Below are 20,890 nucleotides of genomic sequence, written 5' to 3'. Positions count from 1 at the left end.
TTTTTATGATAAAATAAGAAAAAGTATTGTCAGTATGAGGTCTAGTATGAAGTTAAAAACAAACGTTAAGCATTTGAATGGTAGTATTCGCGTACCAGGGGATAAGTCCATCAGTCATCGTTCTATCATTTTTGGAAGCTTGGCTGAGGGTGAAACGAAGGTTTATGATATCTTGCGTGGTGAAGATGTCTTGTCAACCATGCAGGTATTTCGTGACCTCGGCGTTGAGATTGAGGACAAGGAGGGTGTCGTTACCATTCAAGGTGTTGGTATGGATGGTTTGAAAGTTCCTCAAAATGCTCTAGATATGGGGAATTCTGGGACCTCTATTCGTTTGATTTCAGGTGCCCTTGCTGGTGCAGACTTTGAAGTGGAGATGTTTGGGGATGACAGTCTTTCCAAACGTCCGATGGATCGTGTGACCCTTCCTTTGAAAAAAATGGGAGTTAGCATTTCAGGTCAAACAGAACGAGACTTGCCACCCTTATACTTAAAAGGGACAACAAAATTAAGACCTATTCATTATGAATTGCCGATTGCCTCTGCTCAAGTTAAGTCAGCTTTGATTTTTGCAGCATTGCAGGCTCAGGGTCAGTCAGTCATCATTGAAAAGGAGTGCACTCGTAATCATACAGAAGATATGTTACGTCAATTTGGAGGAGACTTGAGTGTCGATGGTAAGAAAATCACTGTTCAAGGGCCACAGAAACTTAGTGGACAAACAGTTGTCGTACCAGGAGATATTTCTAGTGCAGCCTTTTGGTTAGTAGCAGGTTTGATTGTGCCAAATTCTCGTGTGGTGCTTAAGAATGTCGGTATTAATGAAACACGTACAGGTATTATCGATGTTATCCGAGCTATGGGTGGGAAATTAGAGATTACTGATATTGATCCAATTGCCAAATCTGCAACCTTGACTGTTGGAACTTCAGACCTAAAAGGGATAGAAATTGGTGGAGCCTTGATTCCACGTTTGATTGATGAATTACCGATTATCGCGCTCCTTGCTACCCAAGCTCAAGGGCAAACGGTCATCAAAGATGCAGAAGAACTCAAGGTTAAAGAAACAGATCGCATTCAAGTTGTCGCAGATGCTTTAAATAGCATGGGAGCAACTATTACTCCTACAGCAGACGGCATGATTATCAAAGGGAAATCTGCTCTCCATGGAGCCAGAGTCAATACCTTTGGGGACCACCGTATCGGCATGATGACAGCCATTGCAGCTCTTTTAGTTGCAGATGGAGAGGTCGAATTGGATCGTGCCGAAGCTATCAATACTAGTTACCCAAGCTTCTTTGATGATTTGGAGACTTTAATTCATGGCTAAGTTTTTACTAGGTTTTATGGGTGCAGGAAAATCTACCGTCGCTAGAGGATTAGATCCTGACTTCGTAGACATGGATGCCATGCTGGAAGAACGACTGGGGATGTCGATTGCTCGTTTCTTTGAAGAAAAAGGAGAAGGAGCCTTTCGTCAGGTAGAAGAAGAAGTCCTAGCTGACCTGCTAAAGACAGACAAAGTTATTTCTACTGGTGGAGGGATTGTTATTTCGCCACGTAATCGAGACTTACTAAAGCAAAATCCAGAGAATATCTATCTAAAAGCAGATTTTGAGACTCTCTACCAGCGTATTTCAGCCGATAAGGACAACCAACGCCCCCTATTTTTAAACAATAGCAAGGAAGATTTGGCTGCGATTTTTAATGAAAGACAAATCTGGTATGAGGAAGTGGCTAGTCAGATTGTTGATGTATCAAGATTAAGCCCAGAGGAAATTATAGAGGAACTGACATGAAAATTGCCTATCTAGGTCCCAAAGGATCTTTTTCGCACCATGTTGTGCAGACGGCTTTTCCAAATGAGGAACTAGAGCCTTTTTCAAATATTACGGACGTTATCAAGACCTATGAACAAGGTTTGGTAGACTATTCAGTAGTGCCAGTTGAAAATTCCATTGAAGGTAGTGTTCATGAGACCTTAGACTATCTTTTTCATCAAGCTCGTATTCAAGCTGTGGCGGAGATTGTGCAGCCAATTCATCAACAGTTGATGGCGGTGCCAGGGCAAGTTAAAATTGAGAAAATCTTTTCTCATCCGCAGGCCTTGGCTCAGGGAAAGAAATTTATCGATGAGCATTATCCAGATGCTCAACTAGAAGTCACTGCCAGTACAGCATACGCTGCGCGCTATGTTTCCGAGCATCCAGATCAGCCTTTTGCGGCCATTGCCCCCAAAAGTTCGGCTGGTGAATATGGTTTGGAATTAATTGCTCAAGATATTCAAGAGATGGAAGCCAATTTCACTCGCTTTTGGGTGTTGGGTGCAGAGTTGCCACAGATTCCTTTACAAGATGCAACTGAAAAAATGAGCTTAGCAGTTACCTTGCCAGACAATCTTCCAGGAGCTTTATATAAGGCGCTTTCTACCTTTTCTTGGCGCGGGATTGACCTAACTAAGATTGAGAGTCGTCCCCTAAAAACAGCACTAGGTGAGTACTTTTTTATCATTGATGTGGACTACAGAGATAAAGAATTGGTCCATTTTGCTCAAAAAGAATTAGAAACGATTGGCATCCACTATAAAGTACTAGGAGCTTACCCTATCTATACCATACAGGATAAAGGGAAGGAGAAGGAATGACTAGAGAAAATCCTCTGACACACCATGAGAAACTACGTTATGACTATCTATTAAAAAACATCCACTATCTAAATGATAAAGAAAAGCGGGAGTTTGCTTTTTTACAAGCTAAATTGGATAAGCCGCAACAAGAAGTTCGTCAGGTTTATCGTGAGGACTTGGAAGAATTCGAAGATTTGCAAGAACTCCCTCAAGAAGAATCTAATATAGGCCTTCCAACTTATGGCAAAAGAAGTCGCAGCTCTCGACATAAAGTTCCAAAACAAAAAGTCAAGAAGCTCAAAAAGAAAAGAGGGTTCTCTTTTAAACGTTTGTTTGGATGGGTTTTCACCTTATTGCTTTTTGTGTTAGTTGGAATGATCATCATGTTTTTGAAAGGGATGCAAACAGCTGATTCAGACAAACCAAAAGATGCCAAGGCTGCCCAAGTTGAAGTTTTCAATGGACAGGATACAAGAGATGGTGTCAATATTCTTATTTTAGGGACAGACGGCCGTATTGGACAGAATAGTGCAGAAACACGGACAGATTCTATTATGGTTCTGAATGTAAGTGGTAAAGATAAAAAACTTAAGCTTGTAAGTTTTATGCGAGATAACCTAGTTTATATTGATGGTTATAGCCAAGTTATTAACGGACAAAAACAAACTGACCACAAGTTGAACTTAGCCTACGAATTAGGTGAACAAGAAGGAAAACAAGGGGCTGAAATGGTACGTAAGGTCCTTAAAGATAATTTTGACCTAGATATCAAATACTATGCTCTTGTAGATTTCCAAGCCTTTGCGACTGCTATTGACACGCTTTTCCCTGACGGTGTGACCATTGATGCTCAATTTTCAACCCTAAATGGTGTTCCAGTTAAAGAAGCGACAGTCGGTGATGACTTGCATGCGACAGAAACCGAATCACCTACACAGACTATTAAAGTTGGGACACAACAAATGAACGGTTCAACTCTTCTCAACTATGCACGTTTCCGTGATGATGATGAAGGCGACTATGGACGCACTCGTAGACAGCAACAAGTCATGACGGCTGTTTTACAGCAAATTAAAGATCCTACAAAACTTTTCACAGGTTCAGAAGCACTTGGTAAAGTATTCGCCATGACATCTACAAACCTTCCTTATACTTTCTTGTTGACCAACGGTTTATCCGTCCTCGAAGGAGGTCAGAACGGTATTGAAAGACTAACAGTACCGGAACTTGGAGACTGGGTAGATGACTATGATGTATATGGAGGTCTAGCACTTCGAGTGGATCAAAAAGCCTACCAGAATAAACTAGCCCAAATGGGATTTAGATGATAAAAACATTAAAATCAAAGCTTGAAACATCTAATAAAATAGGTGCTTCAGGCTTTGATTTTTACATAATCAGATGGATTTTTGGGTCATTTTTATGGTATAATGAAATGATGTAATTCTATAGAAGAGGATGAGAATGAGATGAGTGATTTAAAGGCAATTCAAGCCCGTAGCTTAGAGATGGCTGAATATTTTGTCGCCTTTTGTAAAGAACATGACTTGCTCTGTTATTTATGTGGCGGAGGTGCTATCGGTGCTTTGCGTCATAAGGGATTCATCCCTTGGGATGATGATTTGGACTTCTTTATGCCGCGAAAGGACTATGAAAAACTAGCAGAGTTATGGCCTCTATATGCGGATAAGCGTTACTTCCTATCAAAGAGTTCTAAAGATTATGTAGATCGTAACCTTTTTATCACGATTCGAGATAAGGAGACGACTTGTATCAAGCCTTATCAACAAGATTTGGATTTACCACACGGCTTGGCTTTGGATGTTCTTCCCTTGGACTACTACCCTAAAAATCTAGCAGAGCGCAAGAAACAGGTCCGCTGGGCTTTGATTTATTCTCTATTTTGTGCACAAACCATTCCAGAAAAGCATGGAGCTCTCATGAAGTGGGGTAGTACCATTTTACTAGGATTAACTCCTAAGTCGCTTCTCTACCGTATCTGGAAAAAGGCTGAGAAAGAAATGACCAAGTATGGACCAGCTGAAAGTGATGGCATTACAGAATTATGTTCAGGGCCAGGATACATGAAGAATAAGTATCCAATTCAGGCTTTTGAAGATAACATTTTCCTGCCATTCGAAGGCACAGAAATGCCTATTCCGGTTGGTTATGACGCTTATCTTAGCACAGCTTTTGGTGATTACATGACACCGCCTCCGGCAGACAAGCAAGTACCTCACCACGATGCCGTAATAGCAGATATGGATAAGAGCTATACAGAATATAAGGGAGAATACAATGCAAGAAAAAATTAGTATCATTGTTCCTGTATACAACGTAGAAAATTATCTTGAACGATGTGTTGAGTCGATTTTAAAGCAGACTTATACCAATTTTGAATTGCTTCTTATTAATGATGGTTCGACAGACCAGAGTGGTGACTTATGTGATCAGCTGGCTTTGAGAGACCAACGAATTCGTGTGATTCATAAAGAAAATGGTGGCCTATCAGCAGCTAGAAATACTGGAATTGATCATGCTAGTTCAGATTTAATTGGCTTTATTGATAGTGATGATTATATTGATGAAGATATGTACGAAACACTCTACCGTCAATTAAGAGAGTCGAATGCAGATTTATCAATGTGTGGACACTATGATGTCTATAATCAAATACCTGAAAAACAAGTCTCAGAGATTAAAACTTGGGAACTTTCTTCGGAAGAAGCTATAAAAATGGTTATGGAAGCAAAGGTCTTATCAGTTACTGCTGTTAATAAATTATATAAAAAAGAGCTCTTTAATCATTTGAGATTTGAAGTTGGAAAAATTGCAGAAGATGCCTTTATTATGATTCGTTTACTAGATCAATGTCAGAAGGTTGTTGCAACCAATGAGAAGAAGTATTATTATGTCCATCGTGAAAATAGTATTACCACACAAAAATTCTCATTAAAATTCTTAAATGTGATTGAAGCATATGAGCAAAATGCGAATATAATAAGAGAGCACTATCCCGCAATCGCCGATGTCGCAACCATGCGATTAAATTGGGCCTATTTCTATGTCTTGGATAGATTGTTGATTGATTCTAATTTTAAAGATAAACTACTAGAAGATAAATTGATAAATTATCTAAAACAGAATAGAGTGAATATTTTAAAAGATAGTAGATTTACGAATGCTAGAAAAATTAGCTTCTTGGCTCTACTATTTAGCAGAAAACTCTACACACAGATTTTACTTCGTCAACATACCCGTTAGGAGAGAAAATGATTTCTATTATTGAGAAAAACTATTTTAAAATTAATCTGGTATTTTTATCAGTCATATCTTTTTATTGTATGGCGGGACTCATTGTTCCCCTTCAATTTATCTCTGCAAATAAATTTGTTACCTTAGGTATGACTCTTTTGGGAGTCCTATTAGGTTTATATAATTTCTTTGTAAAGAAGGCCTATTTATTTGTTAGAAAAATTGAGTACTTAATCATCTTTTTTGCCATGAATATTATCACAAGTTTACTGGTGATGAAGTATGGTTTTTCAACAAATATCAAGAACTTGGTAGTGTTCTTTATCTATTTCTTTGCTATTTACCCAATTTTTCAAAACTTTAGTAGAGAAAAATCTCGAATTTTGTTTAACGTATTCTTTTCAGTAATTACTGTTGCAGACACTGTTGGGGTTTTCTTATCTCTTGTTCAATTTTTTATGCTAATCGGATATAGAGTTTTCGACTATAAAGGTTTGTTGATTCGTCAAGGATTTGTTGAGTCACGCTTGTTCGGTATTTTAGCAAGTCCCAACTATCTTTCAATTATTTCCTTAATCATCATTATTTATTTATGGATGAGACTTTCTGTTTTAAACAAAGTTATTAAGACTCTTGCCATTTCTTCCATAATTTTAAACTTTGCCTATATAGTTCTATCAGGTTCAAGAACGACATATATTTGTTTAGTTGTAGCAGCACTTCTTTATTCTTTGATAAAATTTGAATATAGCAATAAGGCGAAATCTTTTGTCACTGTATTATTAACAGTTGGGCTAGTATTTTTATCATATAATGGTGTAAAGTATAGCAGTGATTTGTATTTAAAAGCTCATTCTGCGGAAATTCAGCTCAATAAAGAAAAAGGGGAAAACAATAATTTAACTTTAGAGAGAACTGATACTAGCGAAGAAAATATCTCCAATAATCGTTTTGCTATTTGGCAATCGACAGCTTCATTTATTCCAAAGAGACTACTATTTGGTTACTCAGCAGGTAACTGGTATGAGTTAGGGAAAACTTATGACGCAAGTGCATATATCATTAAAGAGCATTACTTGACTCATAATGGATATTTAGAACTACTTTTCTATAATGGTATACTAGGTTTCCTACCTTTTGCTGCTTTTATGATTTCATTTATCTGTGCCAGCATCAAGAAATTCCTAAAAGACAAAAAGGACAAGATAACAGATAATGAGCTTATTTCTGGTTTACTCATGACGGTTGTTATCTTAATTTCTAATTTGTTCTTGAGCTCAACTCTCTATGGTATTTCATTGTTGGGTTGTATTCTATTTATGATTTCAGGATATTATTTCTCTGTTATTTCTAAAAAGAGAGATGGATACAGAAGGCTATCTGAAGAAGAGATTAAAGAAGTAGAATTAGGAGTAATGGACTACATTCATAATCTCTGCCAAAAAGAGAATATTAATTATTCTTTGGCTTATGGAACTCTATTAGGAGCCGTTAGACATAAGGGTTATATTCCTTGGGATGATGATGTTGATATCTCTTTAAAACGTGATGAGTATGATAAATTATACCAAGCTGTTTTAAATGATAACGATCCGATTTATAAAGTCGCATCATGGGAAAATGATAAACGCTATCCGTATCCATTTTATCGAGTATATGATGCACGTACAGTTTATGAGAACAACTACATTGAAAATGATATTGAACTAGGAATTTGCGTTGATGTATTTCCATTTGATTATTACGCTGATGTCAACAAAGAGATGGTTAAACTAGATACCTATCGTAGACTATCTGTTTATACCCTCTATGGTATTCATAGCAAGAGTGCTGGATTAAAGAATATTGTCAGATATCTCTTGATTCTTGTTTTTCGTTTAACAAGAGTAAAAACTTGGAATAAAAAAATGAATCTACTATCTATGCAGGCTAAAGATAGTGATTCTATCGATTATTTGATGGAAAATAAGAGAACTTCTACAAAATTTGGGAAGACTCTACTTGATAAGGTAATTGATAGTCAATTTGAAGATAGAACCTACAAAATCCCTGAGGCTTCTCATCAAATCTTATCAGCTATCTATGGTGATGATTTCATGGAAATTCCTCCAGTTGAAAAACGAGTGAAACATGATGATTTTGTCGCTTATATAAAAGAGGTGTAAGACGTGTTACAATGGTTAAAAAGAAGCTTGGCAAGTCTTTTAGGGGACAAAAAAGACCTCATAAAAAACTTGCCAATCATTAAAAGTCTCAATAACAAAGCGAACATTGAATTGGATTCAAAGAGAAGTGAGTTATTAAAAGATAATTTTGAGGAGATTCTCAATACAATCTATAGTTCTCCTTTGAAAGATTATGATATTTGGTTGGATTTCGGGACTCTATTGGGCTACTACAGAGAAAATGATTTTATTAGCCATGACTTGGATATGGATTTTGGTATCATTATTCCAGATTATCAACGCTTTGTAGAGGATGAACAATATCTCTTGGCTAGAGGTTTTTCAAGAACTAAAGAATTTTACTATAATGATCAATTGGTAGAACTATCCTATAGTTTTAAAGGACTGAATGTCGACCTTATTGTTTATACTAAAAAGGGGGAAACAATCTCCTCAGATACTATTTTCTTTATGATCAATGCTTTGGGAACCCCAACTCGTCATGAGGTCTATCATTACGAATTGCCATTCAGTCAATTACAAGTTGTTAACTTTAAGGGAGTGGATGTGAAAATTCCAGAGAATACAAGAGACTATATCAGTCACTTGTATGGAGCTGATTTTGAAACTCCAAATACCAATTATAATTGGAAAGAAAATCCAATTTACAAACAAAGAGATGCTAAAATGGCTAAAGTCCTTTTGATTAAATTATTTGAACACTAAAATAGATAAAAGAAATGAGCTGGATTTGATCCAGCTCATTTCTTTTATCTTTAATTATTTTTTTATGATTCTATCTTTATATTTTTTCTTAAGTTTCAAAAAGATTAAAGCTATAGCAAGTGTGAATATAATAAATAGATAGTTTCTGTAATCTGTAAGGCTAACTCTTCCAGAATGATTCAGATGAAAAATACCAATCCATTTATTTTTACTAAGGATTCCATCATTTTCAAAATGATAACGATCCATCCACTCATCTTTAGCTGCTTTGCCATTTTCTTTGAAGTAATAGGTTTCTTTGGAATTAATTTCTTTCCAAGTGTTAGTTAGCATACCTGTATTTTTTTCAATATAGTATAGACTATTTCCATCATCAACTAACCCTGTTTGAAGTTCTCCGTTTTGATTAAAATAAAACCAGTTTTTATCTATATATTTCCAACCAACTGCGACTGTACCAGAATCAAAGAAATATACCAATTATCGTTGTGTTGTGTCCAACCATCTTCAGGAGCTTCATTTTTCCAATTTTTAAATTTTAGAATACCATCATTGGTATAAAATCCATAATGTGGGTATTCATCAGATACATCAGTAACATTTCCATTGTTGAATTCGAGAGAGATTGCTGCTCTATCTAGTTGTCCGGCATTTATAATGCTGATATTTTTTTGTTTAAGATATTCAGCGTATTTTTCTTCTACTGGTCTAATCCCTGTTTTTATAATTTTCTTAGGATTAAGTTTGTCGACAAATTCTTTCGTATTAGATTTAGTTGTTTCTACGTGGTGATTAAATTTCATGACATCTACATGTCCAATCAAAGGTGCATATTTCTCTTCTATATGTCTTTCAGTATTTTCTAAATCCCCTCCTAAGAAAATTTTTGTATTATTAATATTTACTATTGATAAAATTGAATTCAAATTATCATCATATACTTTCTTTAATGAGCCATCATTTTCGTATTCATTCTCATAATTTAATAAATCAATTTTTATATTTCCAAGAGTTAGGTGTGAATCTTTTTCAGAAATTTCTTGAACAATTGTAGTATTTGTTTCTAGGGCAGCCTGTAAAGCTCGTTCATATCCATACAAATTATCCCAAAGACCTGTTTTATCTGTGAGACGCTCATCACTATATTTTTTTATGTATATTTTTTGAGTAGGTATTGTTTTTAGAATATCGTGAGCTGCGCCAATATGATCGGAATGTGCATGTGTTATGATTATGAAATCGAAATTTTTAATACCTAATTGTTCAATATGAGATAGTAATCTATCTTCAGTAATTGCTTTGGGATCTTTCTCAATTCCTGGTCTATCGGGGTATCTAGGGTTAGAACCGTCTGGATAAGAAAAATCATCTCCAGTATCTATCATTGCAAAATGTCCGTTGCTTTCTAGTATCATGGCATCGGACCAATCAGCAACAATTATGATATGAAGTCTATCATTTGCTAAAACTGGTTTTATTAAAGTAGCAAGGAATATAAGGATTGATATATATATTTTTTTTTTATCATGCTATCTCCTTATGAGTAGATTATAGTTCTTTTAATTTCTTTTAAGTTTGGCACGCGCTAAACCGAGTGCATAGTGAAGGGTTTTATCCTTAATTATAAAGAGAGCGACAGTGTAATAGATAGCACATCCGGCAATTGTAGCTACCACCATACTGAGCATAGCCATATTCACTGTGTATGACTGAACTTGGAAGAGAATTTTACAGATATAGTAAATTGGAATAAAGCCTAGTGACACAACTGTGTAGCGAGCTAATGTTCCAAAAATTTCTTTCAAATCCAAGAGTTTATGTTTCTGAATAAAGCGGATTTCAAGTAGAACTACGATTGCCTCAGCAATAATCGTTGTTCCGATGTAGTAGGCAGGAGTAAAGATGTTGTTGAAAAGGAGTAGAGAGTTTAGGATGACATTGACACCACCACCGATAAAGTAGAAAGCTGTTAATCGGTTTTCGTGGTCATTGATAAAGATAATTTGCTTACCAAGGATTAATTCGATAGCCCAGATAATGGTTCGAAAGGCAAAGACGCTTGTTACAATTCCTGCTTCTATATACTTCTCCGAAGAGTAGATAACAGTCGCATAAGTTCCTAAAACCATAATCCCGATACTAGTTGGAATTATAAGGAAGTAGAAGAGAGCCGCACCTTGGTTTACCAGATTTTTGTATGAAGTGTAATCTTTTTTTCCTAAGTAGTAACCAAGTCGAGGAATGCTGACATTGATAGCTCCACTCAGGACACTAGCAATCAGCATAACAATACTTGAAGCAATAGTGTAGTAGGAGATGTAATTCTCATCAGGTCCTTTAGTAATGAACATACGGTCCAACAAGGTGTAGAGCATATTGGCATTTGCTAGAAGGAGCATGGTTAAGAGAGGCTTAGATGCTTTGATGAGTTCGATGACTTCAATCTTGACAAAAGAAACCTCTCGTTTGATCCATAAGAAACTGAGTAGATAGTTGATAATGGTTGTTGCACTCATGACAATAGCATAAGGAACGATATCATCAGGTGTTTTGACAAAGGCAAAGATAGCCACTAACATTCCAATACGAATAACTAGTGTTTTATAAAGGATAAATGAATAGTTCTCATAGGCTTCGTTCATCCACTCAATATTTAGGAATTGGAAAAGGGCTTGAATTCCGAGGATATAGTAAAGGATTTTTAGATTGACAATACTAGTATCAAAATAAATAAAGAGGAAATAGATAGCTGTTGTTACAACTGAAGTAATGAGCGAAATATAGAACAACTTAGAAAAGACATAATTAATCTTATTTTTGTCATCCTTTACTTTACTAATTGCTCGAATCCCATAATTGTAAATCCCAAAGGCAGCTAGTGGAATGACAAAGCTCGCCCAGGTGTTAGCTGTATTAAAGTAGCCGTAATTTGATTTACTAAGAATCCGTGTTAGATAGGGATTAGTAATCAGGGGAAAAACGATGTTTAAAATATTGACCAGCAAGCTAGCCAAAGCGTTAACTTTTATATTTTTCATGAAACTTTCTTTCTTACATTCTAAAATAGATACTAGTATTATATCACATTCCAACGCCATTCTTTTGATAAAATCATTTAAATCTTGTATAATAGATAGAACTGAAAGTATGAGGTTACGGACTATGAAAATGAAACAAATCAGTGATACGACTTTAAAAATCACGATGTCTTTAGAAGATTTGATGGATCGTGGAATGGAAATCGCAGACTTTCTCATTCCACAGGAAAAAACAGAAGAGTTTTTCTATGCAATCTTGGATGAGTTAGAAATGCCAGACAGCTTTTTGGATACAGGAATGCTTAGCTTCCGAGTGACACCGAAGCCTGATAAGGTTGATGTCTTTGTGACCAAGTCTAAGATTGACCAAAACTTGGATTTTGAAGATTTGGCAGATCTTCCAGATATGGATGAGTTAGCGAAAATGTCTCCAGATGAATTTTTGAAGACTTTGGAGAAAACCATGGCAGAGAAAACTAAAGAGGATATTGAAGCCATTCAATCTTTAGAGCAGGTTGAAAAAGAAGAGGAAGCATCAATTGATGAAATTGCTGAGGTGGATGAAGGGAAAAGAGAACCTTATATCTACTACATCTTACGTTTTGACAACCTAGCTAGTTTAGTTTCTTTTGCTAAAACGGTTGATTACCAAATGGAGACTTCAGAACTCTACAAGATGAATGACCAATACTATCTAACAGTTTTGGTTGATGTAGAGGATCATCCAAGTCTTTATCCAGCATGGTTATTGGCACGTATGCGCGAATTTGCGGATGATAGTGATATCAGTCGCTCAGTCCTTCAAGAATATGGACAAGTCATCATCAATCATGATGCTGTTCAAGGACTTCAAAAGGTCTAAAGATAGATAAAAATGAGGCAGGGATATAAATTCTCTGTCTTTTTTGATTAAAAAGTAGAAGAGTCAATAGGACTTAGGCCAATGTCCCTAGCTTGCTAAAATAATGAAAAAACGATATCATAGAAAGAAATAAGCGAGGTAAAGTATGGACCAAGGACATTTACAAAAAGAGATAGAGGAAACCCTAGAAGATGTGCTGGCAAAGGCTTCTCTCCATGAGGGGGCTCTCTTTGTTTTAGGCTTATCGTCCAGTGAGGTGATAGGAGGACACATCGGTGAAGCCTCTAGTCAAGAAATTGGAGAATTGATTGTTCAAAAAATATTAGAGATTCTGTCAGCGAAAGGTATCCATCTAGCAGTTCAAGGATGCGAACATGTTAATCGTGCCTTGGTAGTGGAACGAGAGGTTGCTATCAAATACAATCTCGAAATTGTGAGTGTTCTGCCGACTCTGCATGCGGGAGGTTCTGGTCAATTGGCGGCCTTTCGCTATATGGAAGACCCAGTTGAGGTCGAATTTATCAAAGCTGATGCAGGCCTTGATATTGGAGATACGGCTATTGGGATGCATATCAAGCATGTTCAAGTACCTATACGTCCAGTTTTAAAATCAATCGGCCATGCCCACGTAACTGCGCTCGCTAGTCGTCCAAAACTGATTGGAGGGGCGCGTGCTCAATACCCACAAGATGCTATTAGGAAATCGTAAAATGGAAAAGAAACAAGTTGAAAAGGTTATAAAATATTCTATTAGAAAGTTCTCTGTTGGAGTGGGTTCTGCTATCATCGGGGCCTTGCTTTTTGGTGCTAATAACCTCTTGCTTGATCAAGTAGCAGCTAATGAAGTTTGTGAGCCAAATCAGGTACACTATCGCTATTTGGCAGAGCAAGAGCTGACAGAAGCTGAAAAAGCCCTTATTCATAGAGAGCTTCCGTCGAATTTAGAACAAGATGATATTGTTTATCTTGTTTATAGAAAAAAAGAAGTTGGAAGCCAGCAGTTACCAAATACTGGAAGTAAAGAATTAGCGCTAGCGGGGCTCGGTTTTGCAACGGCTTCTTTAGCGGTCCTCTTAATATCTAAGAAACATCGCAATAAGGTAGTTGGAATCCTACTGATTGGTGCCCTTGGAGGTAGTTACTTTATTCCTCTTACTGCTAAGGCTTTTGAAAATCAGGTCCTACAATCTTATAATCAGACACTCTCTTCATGTAGTAAAGAAGATTTAGCGAATGGAGTTATTCAAATTGATGGATATGACTATATTGGTTACTTCAAAGAAGCTGATTTTAAAATTTCTATGCCTGAAAATAACCAAGACAACAACTTGGTTACAGATAAAGTGACAAAAGAAGCTCGTGAAGGCGAATCATTTGTTCAACCAGAGCTTCCAACCTACAGCGAAGAGACTACAACTACAGCAACACAGGGAGAAACTCAAGGAAGTGAATCTCTCGTTCAACCAGAACCTCCTGTTCATACAAGTGAAGAAACAACTGAGGACACCAAAGAAGAAGCTCCTATTGGTGAGTCTCCTGTCAAACCAGAGTCTCCAGCCCAACCAGAGAATAGTACAGCCAAGGGTACTCAAGAAGAAGGTCATGTAGGAGAATCTCCAATCCAACCTGAACTCCCAGCCTATACAGGCGAAGTGACAGCCAAGGGTACCCAAGAGGAAGGTCATGTAGGAGAATCTCCAATCCAACCTGAACTTCCAGAATATACAGGCGAAGTGACAGCTAAGGGCACTCAAGAGGAAGGTCATGTGGGTGAATCTCTCATTCAACCGAGCTTGCCAGAATACAAGGTGACAGAGTCAACTGTGACTGAATCAGAAACGGTTACAATTCCTTACACTACAGAATACCTATCGGATGCTAATCGCTATACAGACGAAGAAAGTGTTGTTCAAAAGGGTGAAGCTGGTAGTCAACTCATACATCGTGTCTACAAAACTGTAGATGGGGAGAAAGTTGGCGAAGCTATCAGCACTAGTACGGAAGTTGTTAAAGTTCCTGTAGCTGAAAAAATTAGTCATGGAACCAAACCAATTGAAGGCCAAACCGAAGAAGTTTCTGTTGAAGAAGTTCCTTTTAAAACGATAATGGAACAAGATTCTAGTCTACTCAAGGGAACTGAAACAGTTGCTCAGGTAGGTAAGAATGGTAAGAAGAAAATTACCAAAGTTTACAAGACTATCAAGGGTGTGAAAACTGCAGATGCGCCTACTGTTTCAGAAGAAGTTCTTGAACAGGCACAAGACCACATTATCAAAAAAGGTACTAAGGAATTAGAAAAACCTACTCTAACATTAACTAAAGTTGATACAGAAGAATTGAATCGAAGTGCAAAAGCAACTTATAGCCTTAAAAAACCAGATGGAGTGACTATCAAGTCTATTCAAGCAGTGTTGAAAAAAGGCGATCAAGTTATTAAGACATTTGCTATTTCAGAGTCTAATCTTGCGACAGCTTTAGCTGATCTAGATTATTACAAGGATTATACACTTGCAACGACCATGGTGTATGATCGTGGTAATGGTGACGAAGAAGAAATTCTTAAGGAAGAACCACTGAGAATCGACCTTAAAAAAGTTGAAGTCAAAAATATTAAGGAAACAAGCTTAATCAGTGTGGATGACCAAGGTAATGAGACCGACAGTAGTCTCTTGTCTGAAAAACCATCGAATGTTAAGCCTTACTACTTAAAAGTTACCACTCATGACAATAAGGTTACTAAACTAGCTGTTGATAAAATCGAAGAAGTTACTGTAGATGGAAATAAACTTTACAAAGTAACTGCTAAAGCACCAGATTTGATTCAACGTACTGCAGAGAATCGTTTCACTGAAGAGTATATACACTATTTACCTAAGCCAAAAGCTCATGAAGGTGATGTGTATTACGACTTTAATGAACTTGTAAAAGCTATGCAAGCAAATCCTACTGGTACATTTAAACTTGGTAGCAATATGAATGCTAATAATGTACCAGCTGCTGGCAAATCTTATGTAACCAATGCCTTTAAAGGTTCATTGGGAAGTACTGATGGTAATAAATTTGCTATTCATAATATCACTAAACCATTATTTGGAAACATCGAAGGTGGTTCAGTTAAGGATCTCTTACTAGAAAATGTCAATATTGATATGCCTGGAGTTGATCGAGTAGCTCCAATTGCTAATGTCATCAAAAATAATGCAACTATTGAAAACGTCAAAGTAACTGGAAATGTTGTCGGTAACAATGATGTAGCTGGTATTATCAATAAAATTGATGGTAGTGGAAAAGTAAGTAATGTCGCCTTTATAGGTAAACTTCATGCTGCTGGCAACAGAGGAGGCTATTTAGCTGGTGTTCTTGGTGAAAACTGGAAGGGTGTTGTTGAGAAAGCATACGTTGATGCTGAGATCACTGGTAATAAAGCCAAAGCTGCAGGTCTAGTCTATTCATCTCAAAATGGTGCTAATAACTACACGGTCGGTAAAGAAGGGGTCCTAAGAAATTCAGTTGCTAAAGGTTCTATCGAACTGAAAGAAGCTGTTCAGTCTGGTGGATTGCTGGGTACTAACTGGGCCTTAGGTACTATTGAAGACAACATCACTATGATGAAAGTCAAAACAGGTGAGGTGGTGTTTGGTCACTCAGATATTGATGCTGACGACTACTTCACTTATTCAAGAACCAAACGTAATTATAGTGTTGATGGTGTGAGTGAAGGGAAGAAATCCTTTAACAACTCCCGTAAAATTCCAAGTATCTCACTGGCAGAAGCCGAGAAAAAAATTGAAGCAATGGGAATCACTGCTGATAAATTTACCAGCAACAAACCTATTGAAGACAAGCTTAATAACAGTCTAAACAAAGACGATCAGTACAAAGCAATTGATAGTTATGATGCGACTCGTGAGCTAGCTTACCGTAATATTGCAAAACTTCAACCTTTCTATAATAAAGAGTGGATTGTAGACCAAGGTAATAAATTAGCTGCAGGAAGTCCTCTCTTGACTAAAGAAGTATTGTCTGTAACTGCTATGAAAGGCAATACCTTTGTGACGGAATTAGCTGATGCTGATCATATTATGATCCACTATGCAGATAAGACAAAAGATATCTTTACCATTTCACCTAAAGATTCAAAAGTGAAACAAGTGAAAGAGTACGGTATTGCAGAACTTGGTGAAGTTGTTTATACTCCGAATATGGTTGACAAGGACCGTAGTGATCTCATCAATGCTATTGTTGAAAAATTGGGTCCTGTGGAATTACAATCTGACCCAATCTACACGCACCTTGGTAGAACTGGTCCAAACAAAGTTAATGCTATTAAGAACCTTTATCTTGAAGAAACCTTCAAAGAAGTTAAGGATAATCTGACTCACTTTGTCAAACAACTGGTTGAAAACCAAGACCATCAATTAAACACAGATGAGGCTGCTAAGCGTGCTTTGATCAAGAAAATTGATGATAACAAGGCAGCGGTTCTCCTTGGCCTATCTTACCTTAACCGTTATTACGGAGTGAAGTTTGATGATTTCAATATCAAGCAACTCATGTTGTTCAAGCCAGACTTCTATGGTAAGAACGTCAATGTATTAGACCGTTTGATTGAAATTGGTTCAAAAGAAGACTATGTAAAAGGAACTCGCACGCATGATGCCTTCCGTGAAGTAGTTGCTAAACATACTCTATCAGGCAATTTAAATGACTTCCTCAAATATAACATGGAACTCTTCACAAAAGATACAGACTTGAATGATTGGTTCATCAAAGCAACCAAAGATAATGTCTATATCGTGGAACCAAAAACAACAAATCCTGATTTTGCAGATAAGAAACATAGAGCCTACGAAGGTTTAAATAACGATATGCACGGCAAGATGATCTTACCACTCTTGAACTTAAAAGATGCCCACATGTTCTTGATTTCAACATACAATACCATGGCCTATAGTTCATTTGAAAAATATGGTAAGAACACTGAAGCAGAACGGAATGCCTTCAAAGCTGAAATTGACAAGGTTGCGAAAGGTCAACAGAATTACCTGGATTTCTGGTCACGTCTATCTCTAGATAAAGTCCGTAATCAGCTCTTGAAGAGCAATAATATGGTTCCGACACCTGTACTGGACAACCAGAATTATAAGGGCATTAGTACTGATCGTTATGGCCATACAAACAGTGGTAAAGATGTGGCGCCTATCCGTGAATTGTATGGACCTACAGATCGTTACCATGCGACTGATGGCCGTATGGGAGCTGTGGCTCGCGTTTATGCGAATCCATATAAGGATGATTCTGTCTTCTTTATGGTGACGGATATGGTTAGTGATTTTGGGGTTTCTGCCTTTACTCATGAAACAACTCACGTAAATGACCGAATGGTTTATCTAGGTGGCTCAAGACACCGTGAAGGAACAGATCTTGAAGCATTTGCTCAAGGAATGTTACAAACTCCGTCTGTATCAAATCCAAATGGTGAATACAAAGCCCTTGGTCTCAACATGGCTTATGAACGTCCAAACGATGGAAATCAATGGTATAACACTAATCCAAATGACCTTAAATCACGTGACGAAATTGATCGTTACATGAAGGGTTATAATGACACCCTCATGCTTCTGGATTATCTTGAAGGAGAAGCTGTCCTGGATAAGGCAAATCAAGATTTAAACAACGCTTGGTTCAAGAAAGTAGACAAACAATACCGAGGAAATAATACCAAGAATCAATTCGATAAGGTACGTCCTTTGAGTGATGATGAAAAGACTATTCCATTACGTACAGTAGATGACCTAGTAACTAACAACTTCATGACCAATCGTGGTCCAGGTAACAGAGTTTATAATCCATCTGACTTTGATTCTGCTTATGTCACTGTTCCAATGATGACTGGTATCTATGGTGGTAATACAAGTGAAGGTGCTCCAGGAGCGATGTCATTTAAACACAATACTTTCAGAATCTGGGGTTACTATGGCTACGAAAAAGGCTTCCTAAACTATGCTTCTAACATGCTAAAAGCTGAATCTAAAAAAGCTGGTAAAGATACTCTAGGTGATGACTTCATCATTAACAAGATTTCTGATGGAAAATTCAACAATCTTGAAGATTGGAAGAAAGTTTACTTCAATGAAGTTGTGACAAGTGCCAAACATGGAATTCAATCTATTGAAATTGATGGTACAACGTATAACTCTTATGAGGACTTGAAACAAGCATTTGCTGCTGCTGTTGAAAAAGATAAGGCAAGCTTGAAGAATGGTTCTGTTAAATTTGACAATACTGTCACTTTGAAAGAAAAACTCTTTAAGAAACTTCTTCAACAAACAGATAGCTTTAAAACTTCTATCTTTAAATAATCAATTGACTCTCATCTGCTAAGCAGGTGAGAGTTTTTTGGTTCCCAAGGGTTTTAAGAATTTTCCAAACAGATTCCAAGTATTTTTAGCAAGGTAGGTATATAATAGAACTACAAAATGAATATCTATATTCATATAACAAAAAAGAAGGTGATGAAGATGAAAACATGGCAAGCAACTGTATTGGTCTGCGCTAGTCTGGTCTGTCTATCGGCTTGTAACAATCAGATGGAGAATCAAGCTGATAAGCAAAATGGAGACAAAAATGCACAAGTTAGCTCTCAAACTGCAAAAAAAGGAGAAGCAGTTACAGACTTTGAGCTTACGGGAGTTGATGGTAAAACTTATCGCCTATCAGATTATAAAGGCAAAAAAGTCTATCTCAAATTTTGGGCATCTTGGTGCTCTATTTGTCTAGCCAGCCTCCCTGATACCGATGAACTGGCAAAAGAAGCTGGCGATGACTTTGTCATCTTGACAGTTGTTTCTCCTGGTCAAAAAGGAGAGCAAGCAGAAGAAGCCTTCCAAAAATGGTATAAGGGTTTAGACTATAAAAATCTCCCTGTCCTTCTAGACCCTTCGGGACAACTTTTAGCGAGTTACGGAGTTCGTTCTTATCCGACTCAGGTCTTTATTGATAAAGAAGGCAAATTGGTGAAGACTCAACCAGGCTTTATGGACAAGGAAACTATTTTAGAGAATTTAAAGACTATGAATTAGAGGCTTATTATGAATGATAAATTAAAAACAATACTCTTAATTGGAGTGATCATTTGCATCATCATCGGACTTTTATTTCTTTTGGAAAAAAGGAGCGCAAGCTACACAGATACCACTCAAATTGAGAAGGCAGCAGTTAGTCAAGGGCAAAAAGTCACGAAAAAAACTCAACCAAGTAAAGATGCTGACCTACATGATATCTATCTAGCTGGAGGTTGCTTCTGGGGAGTCGAAGAGTATTTTTCACGAGTAGCGGGTGTGACAGATGCTGTTTCTGGCTATGCGAATGGTAGAGGAGAAACAACCCAGTATGAATTGATTGGCCAAACCGGGCATGCTGAGACTGTTCATGTGACCTATGACGCCAATCAAATCTCCTTAAAAGAAATCTTGCTCCATTATTTCCGTATTATCAATCCAACTAGTAAAAACAAGCAAGGTAATGACGTAGGAACCCAATATCGCACGGGAGTCTACTATACAGATGAAAAAGACCTAGAAGTCATCAATCAAGTTTTTGATCAAGTTGCTAAGAAGTACGACGAACCTATAGCGGTTGAAAAAGAAGCCTTAAGAAATTTTATCGTGGCTGAGGACTACCACCAAGACTATCTCCAGAAAAATCCTAATGGATATTGCCATATCAATGTCAATCAAGCAGCCTATCCTGTCATTGATTCTAGTAAATATCCAAAACCGAGTGACGATGAATTGAAAAAACTTCTCTCTCCTGAAGAGTATGCAGTGACTCAAAACGGTCAAACAGAACGTGCCTTTTCAAATCGTTACTGGGATAAATTTGAAGCAGGTCTTTATGTAGATGTGGCGACTGGCGAACCTCTCTTTTCTTCGAAAGATAAATTTGAATCGGGCTGTGGTTGGCCTAGTTTTACCCAGCCTATCAGTCCAGATGTTGCGACCTATAAGGAAGACAAGTCTTATAATATGGTCAGAACAGAAGTCAGAAGTAGAACTGGTGATTCCCATCTGGGACATGTTTTTACAGATGGACCTAAGGACAAGGGAGGCCTACGCTATTGTATCAATAGTCTATCCATACGTTTTATTCCTAAGGATCAAATGGAAGAAAAAGGTTATGGTTATCTGTTAGATTATGTTGAGTAAGTTTTCTCAAC

General features: G+C 37.1%; 16 protein-coding genes. 13 read left to right on the top strand and 3 right to left on the bottom strand.

Going from position 1 to position 20,890, the window contains the following annotated elements; all coding sequences use genetic code 11:
• The first annotated feature begins 46 nt into the window (after positions 1 to 46).
• The 8 genes from aroA to NMM19_RS01065 all read left to right on the top strand — a co-directional run bounded on the left by aroA (position 47) and on the right by NMM19_RS01065 (position 8,772).
• Positions 47 to 1,330, top strand: a complete 1,284-nt coding sequence (gene aroA, locus NMM19_RS01100; protein ID WP_178895301.1) for a 3-phosphoshikimate 1-carboxyvinyltransferase — start codon at positions 47 to 49, stop codon at positions 1,328 to 1,330.
• Complete coding sequence (locus NMM19_RS01095; protein WP_178895300.1) at positions 1,323 to 1,799, top strand: shikimate kinase; 477 nt, start codon at positions 1,323 to 1,325, stop codon at positions 1,797 to 1,799. The genes aroA and NMM19_RS01095 overlap by 8 nt, the downstream gene beginning before the upstream one ends.
• Entirely contained in the window at positions 1,796 to 2,644 is an 849-nt protein-coding gene (pheA, locus tag NMM19_RS01090) for a prephenate dehydratase (protein ID WP_178895299.1), read from the top strand. The genes NMM19_RS01095 and pheA overlap by 4 nt, the downstream gene beginning before the upstream one ends.
• Positions 2,641 to 3,954 carry an LCP family protein gene (locus tag NMM19_RS01085; protein ID WP_178895298.1) on the top strand — a complete coding sequence of 438 codons (1,314 nt, stop codon included), beginning with the start codon at positions 2,641 to 2,643 and terminating at the stop codon, positions 3,952 to 3,954. Before pheA ends, NMM19_RS01085 begins: the two co-directional genes overlap by 4 nt.
• Before the next feature lie 141 nt (positions 3,955 to 4,095).
• A complete protein-coding gene (locus NMM19_RS01080) occupies positions 4,096 to 4,941 on the top strand; it encodes a phosphorylcholine transferase LicD (protein WP_178895297.1) in 846 nt (281 codons plus the stop codon).
• Entirely contained in the window at positions 4,925 to 5,890 is a 966-nt protein-coding gene (locus NMM19_RS01075) for a glycosyltransferase (RefSeq protein ID WP_178895296.1), read from the top strand. Before NMM19_RS01080 ends, NMM19_RS01075 begins: the two co-directional genes overlap by 17 nt.
• Before the next feature lie 8 nt (positions 5,891 to 5,898).
• Positions 5,899 to 8,046, top strand: coding sequence for a LicD family protein (locus NMM19_RS01070; protein ID WP_178895295.1), 2,148 nt, complete (start codon positions 5,899 to 5,901; stop codon positions 8,044 to 8,046).
• Between the two features lie 3 nt (positions 8,047 to 8,049).
• The gene (locus NMM19_RS01065; protein ID WP_178895294.1) at positions 8,050 to 8,772 is read left to right on the top strand and encodes a LicD family protein; all 723 of its coding nucleotides are present in this window, start codon (positions 8,050 to 8,052) and stop codon (positions 8,770 to 8,772) included.
• A 54-nt stretch (positions 8,773 to 8,826) separates the two neighbouring features.
• Here the strand turns inward: NMM19_RS01065 and NMM19_RS01060 are convergent, their stop codons facing one another.
• From NMM19_RS01060 to NMM19_RS01050, 3 genes are all read right to left on the bottom strand, one after another.
• The gene (locus tag NMM19_RS01060; protein ID WP_220428598.1) at positions 8,827 to 9,252 is read right to left on the bottom strand and encodes a hypothetical protein; all 426 of its coding nucleotides are present in this window, start codon (positions 9,250 to 9,252) and stop codon (positions 8,827 to 8,829) included.
• Positions 9,201 to 10,187: a ComEC/Rec2 family competence protein gene (locus NMM19_RS01055; protein WP_220428597.1), complete on the bottom strand. Its 987-nt coding sequence runs from the start codon at positions 10,185 to 10,187 to the stop codon at positions 9,201 to 9,203. Before NMM19_RS01055 ends, NMM19_RS01060 begins: the two co-directional genes overlap by 52 nt.
• A 144-nt stretch (positions 10,188 to 10,331) precedes the next feature.
• Positions 10,332 to 11,810: an oligosaccharide flippase family protein gene (locus NMM19_RS01050; RefSeq protein ID WP_178895293.1), complete on the bottom strand. Its 1,479-nt coding sequence runs from the start codon at positions 11,808 to 11,810 to the stop codon at positions 10,332 to 10,334.
• Positions 11,811 to 11,934: 124 nt separating this feature from the next.
• On the opposite strand from NMM19_RS01050, the gene mecA reads away from it, so the two are divergent.
• The 5 genes from mecA to msrB all read left to right on the top strand — a co-directional run bounded on the left by mecA (position 11,935) and on the right by msrB (position 20,879).
• Complete coding sequence (mecA, locus tag NMM19_RS01045) at positions 11,935 to 12,672, top strand: adaptor protein MecA (RefSeq protein WP_178895292.1); 738 nt, start codon at positions 11,935 to 11,937, stop codon at positions 12,670 to 12,672.
• 145 nt (positions 12,673 to 12,817) lie between these two features.
• A complete protein-coding gene (locus tag NMM19_RS01040; protein WP_178895291.1) occupies positions 12,818 to 13,381 on the top strand; it encodes a TIGR01440 family protein in 564 nt (187 codons plus the stop codon).
• Between the two features lies 1 nt (position 13,382).
• Positions 13,383 to 19,034 carry a ZmpA/ZmpB/ZmpC family metallo-endopeptidase gene (locus NMM19_RS01035; RefSeq protein ID WP_254729668.1) on the top strand — a complete coding sequence of 1,884 codons (5,652 nt, stop codon included), beginning with the start codon at positions 13,383 to 13,385 and terminating at the stop codon, positions 19,032 to 19,034.
• Between the two features lie 159 nt (positions 19,035 to 19,193).
• Positions 19,194 to 19,754 carry a TlpA disulfide reductase family protein gene (locus NMM19_RS01030; protein WP_178895289.1) on the top strand — a complete coding sequence of 187 codons (561 nt, stop codon included), beginning with the start codon at positions 19,194 to 19,196 and terminating at the stop codon, positions 19,752 to 19,754.
• 9 nt (positions 19,755 to 19,763) lie between these two features.
• The gene (msrB, locus tag NMM19_RS01025) at positions 19,764 to 20,879 is read left to right on the top strand and encodes a peptide-methionine (R)-S-oxide reductase MsrB (protein WP_178895288.1); all 1,116 of its coding nucleotides are present in this window, start codon (positions 19,764 to 19,766) and stop codon (positions 20,877 to 20,879) included.
• The last annotated feature ends 11 nt before the right edge of the window (positions 20,880 to 20,890 follow it).

This window comes from Streptococcus sp. CF8_St5-17, from assembly GCF_024295665.1.
Classification (GTDB): Bacteria; Bacillota; Bacilli; order Lactobacillales; family Streptococcaceae; genus Streptococcus.
Note: the sequence above shows the minus strand (reverse complement) of the source record. Positions and strands in the feature narration are given on the sequence as shown.

Excerpts from the sequence above, each read along its gene's own strand:
- aroA (WP_178895301.1), top strand. The coding sequence starts at position 47 with ATGAAGTTAAAAACAAACGTTAAGCATTTGAATGGTAGTATTCGCGTA.
- NMM19_RS01095 (WP_178895300.1), top strand. The coding sequence starts at position 1,323 with ATGGCTAAGTTTTTACTAGGTTTTATGGGTGCAGGAAAATCTACCGTC.
- pheA (WP_178895299.1), top strand. The coding sequence starts at position 1,796 with ATGAAAATTGCCTATCTAGGTCCCAAAGGATCTTTTTCGCACCATGTT.
- NMM19_RS01085 (WP_178895298.1), top strand. The coding sequence starts at position 2,641 with ATGACTAGAGAAAATCCTCTGACACACCATGAGAAACTACGTTATGAC.
- NMM19_RS01080 (WP_178895297.1), top strand. The coding sequence starts at position 4,096 with ATGAGTGATTTAAAGGCAATTCAAGCCCGTAGCTTAGAGATGGCTGAA.
- NMM19_RS01075 (WP_178895296.1), top strand. The coding sequence starts at position 4,925 with ATGCAAGAAAAAATTAGTATCATTGTTCCTGTATACAACGTAGAAAAT.
- NMM19_RS01070 (WP_178895295.1), top strand. The coding sequence starts at position 5,899 with ATGATTTCTATTATTGAGAAAAACTATTTTAAAATTAATCTGGTATTT.
- NMM19_RS01055 (WP_220428597.1), bottom strand. The coding sequence starts at position 10,187 with ATGATACTAGAAAGCAACGGACATTTTGCAATGATAGATACTGGAGAT.
- NMM19_RS01050 (WP_178895293.1), bottom strand. The coding sequence starts at position 11,810 with ATGAAAAATATAAAAGTTAACGCTTTGGCTAGCTTGCTGGTCAATATT.
- mecA (WP_178895292.1), top strand. The coding sequence starts at position 11,935 with ATGAAAATGAAACAAATCAGTGATACGACTTTAAAAATCACGATGTCT.
- NMM19_RS01040 (WP_178895291.1), top strand. The coding sequence starts at position 12,818 with ATGGACCAAGGACATTTACAAAAAGAGATAGAGGAAACCCTAGAAGAT.
- NMM19_RS01035 (WP_254729668.1), top strand. The coding sequence starts at position 13,383 with ATGGAAAAGAAACAAGTTGAAAAGGTTATAAAATATTCTATTAGAAAG.
- NMM19_RS01030 (WP_178895289.1), top strand. The coding sequence starts at position 19,194 with ATGAAAACATGGCAAGCAACTGTATTGGTCTGCGCTAGTCTGGTCTGT.
- msrB (WP_178895288.1), top strand. The coding sequence starts at position 19,764 with ATGAATGATAAATTAAAAACAATACTCTTAATTGGAGTGATCATTTGC.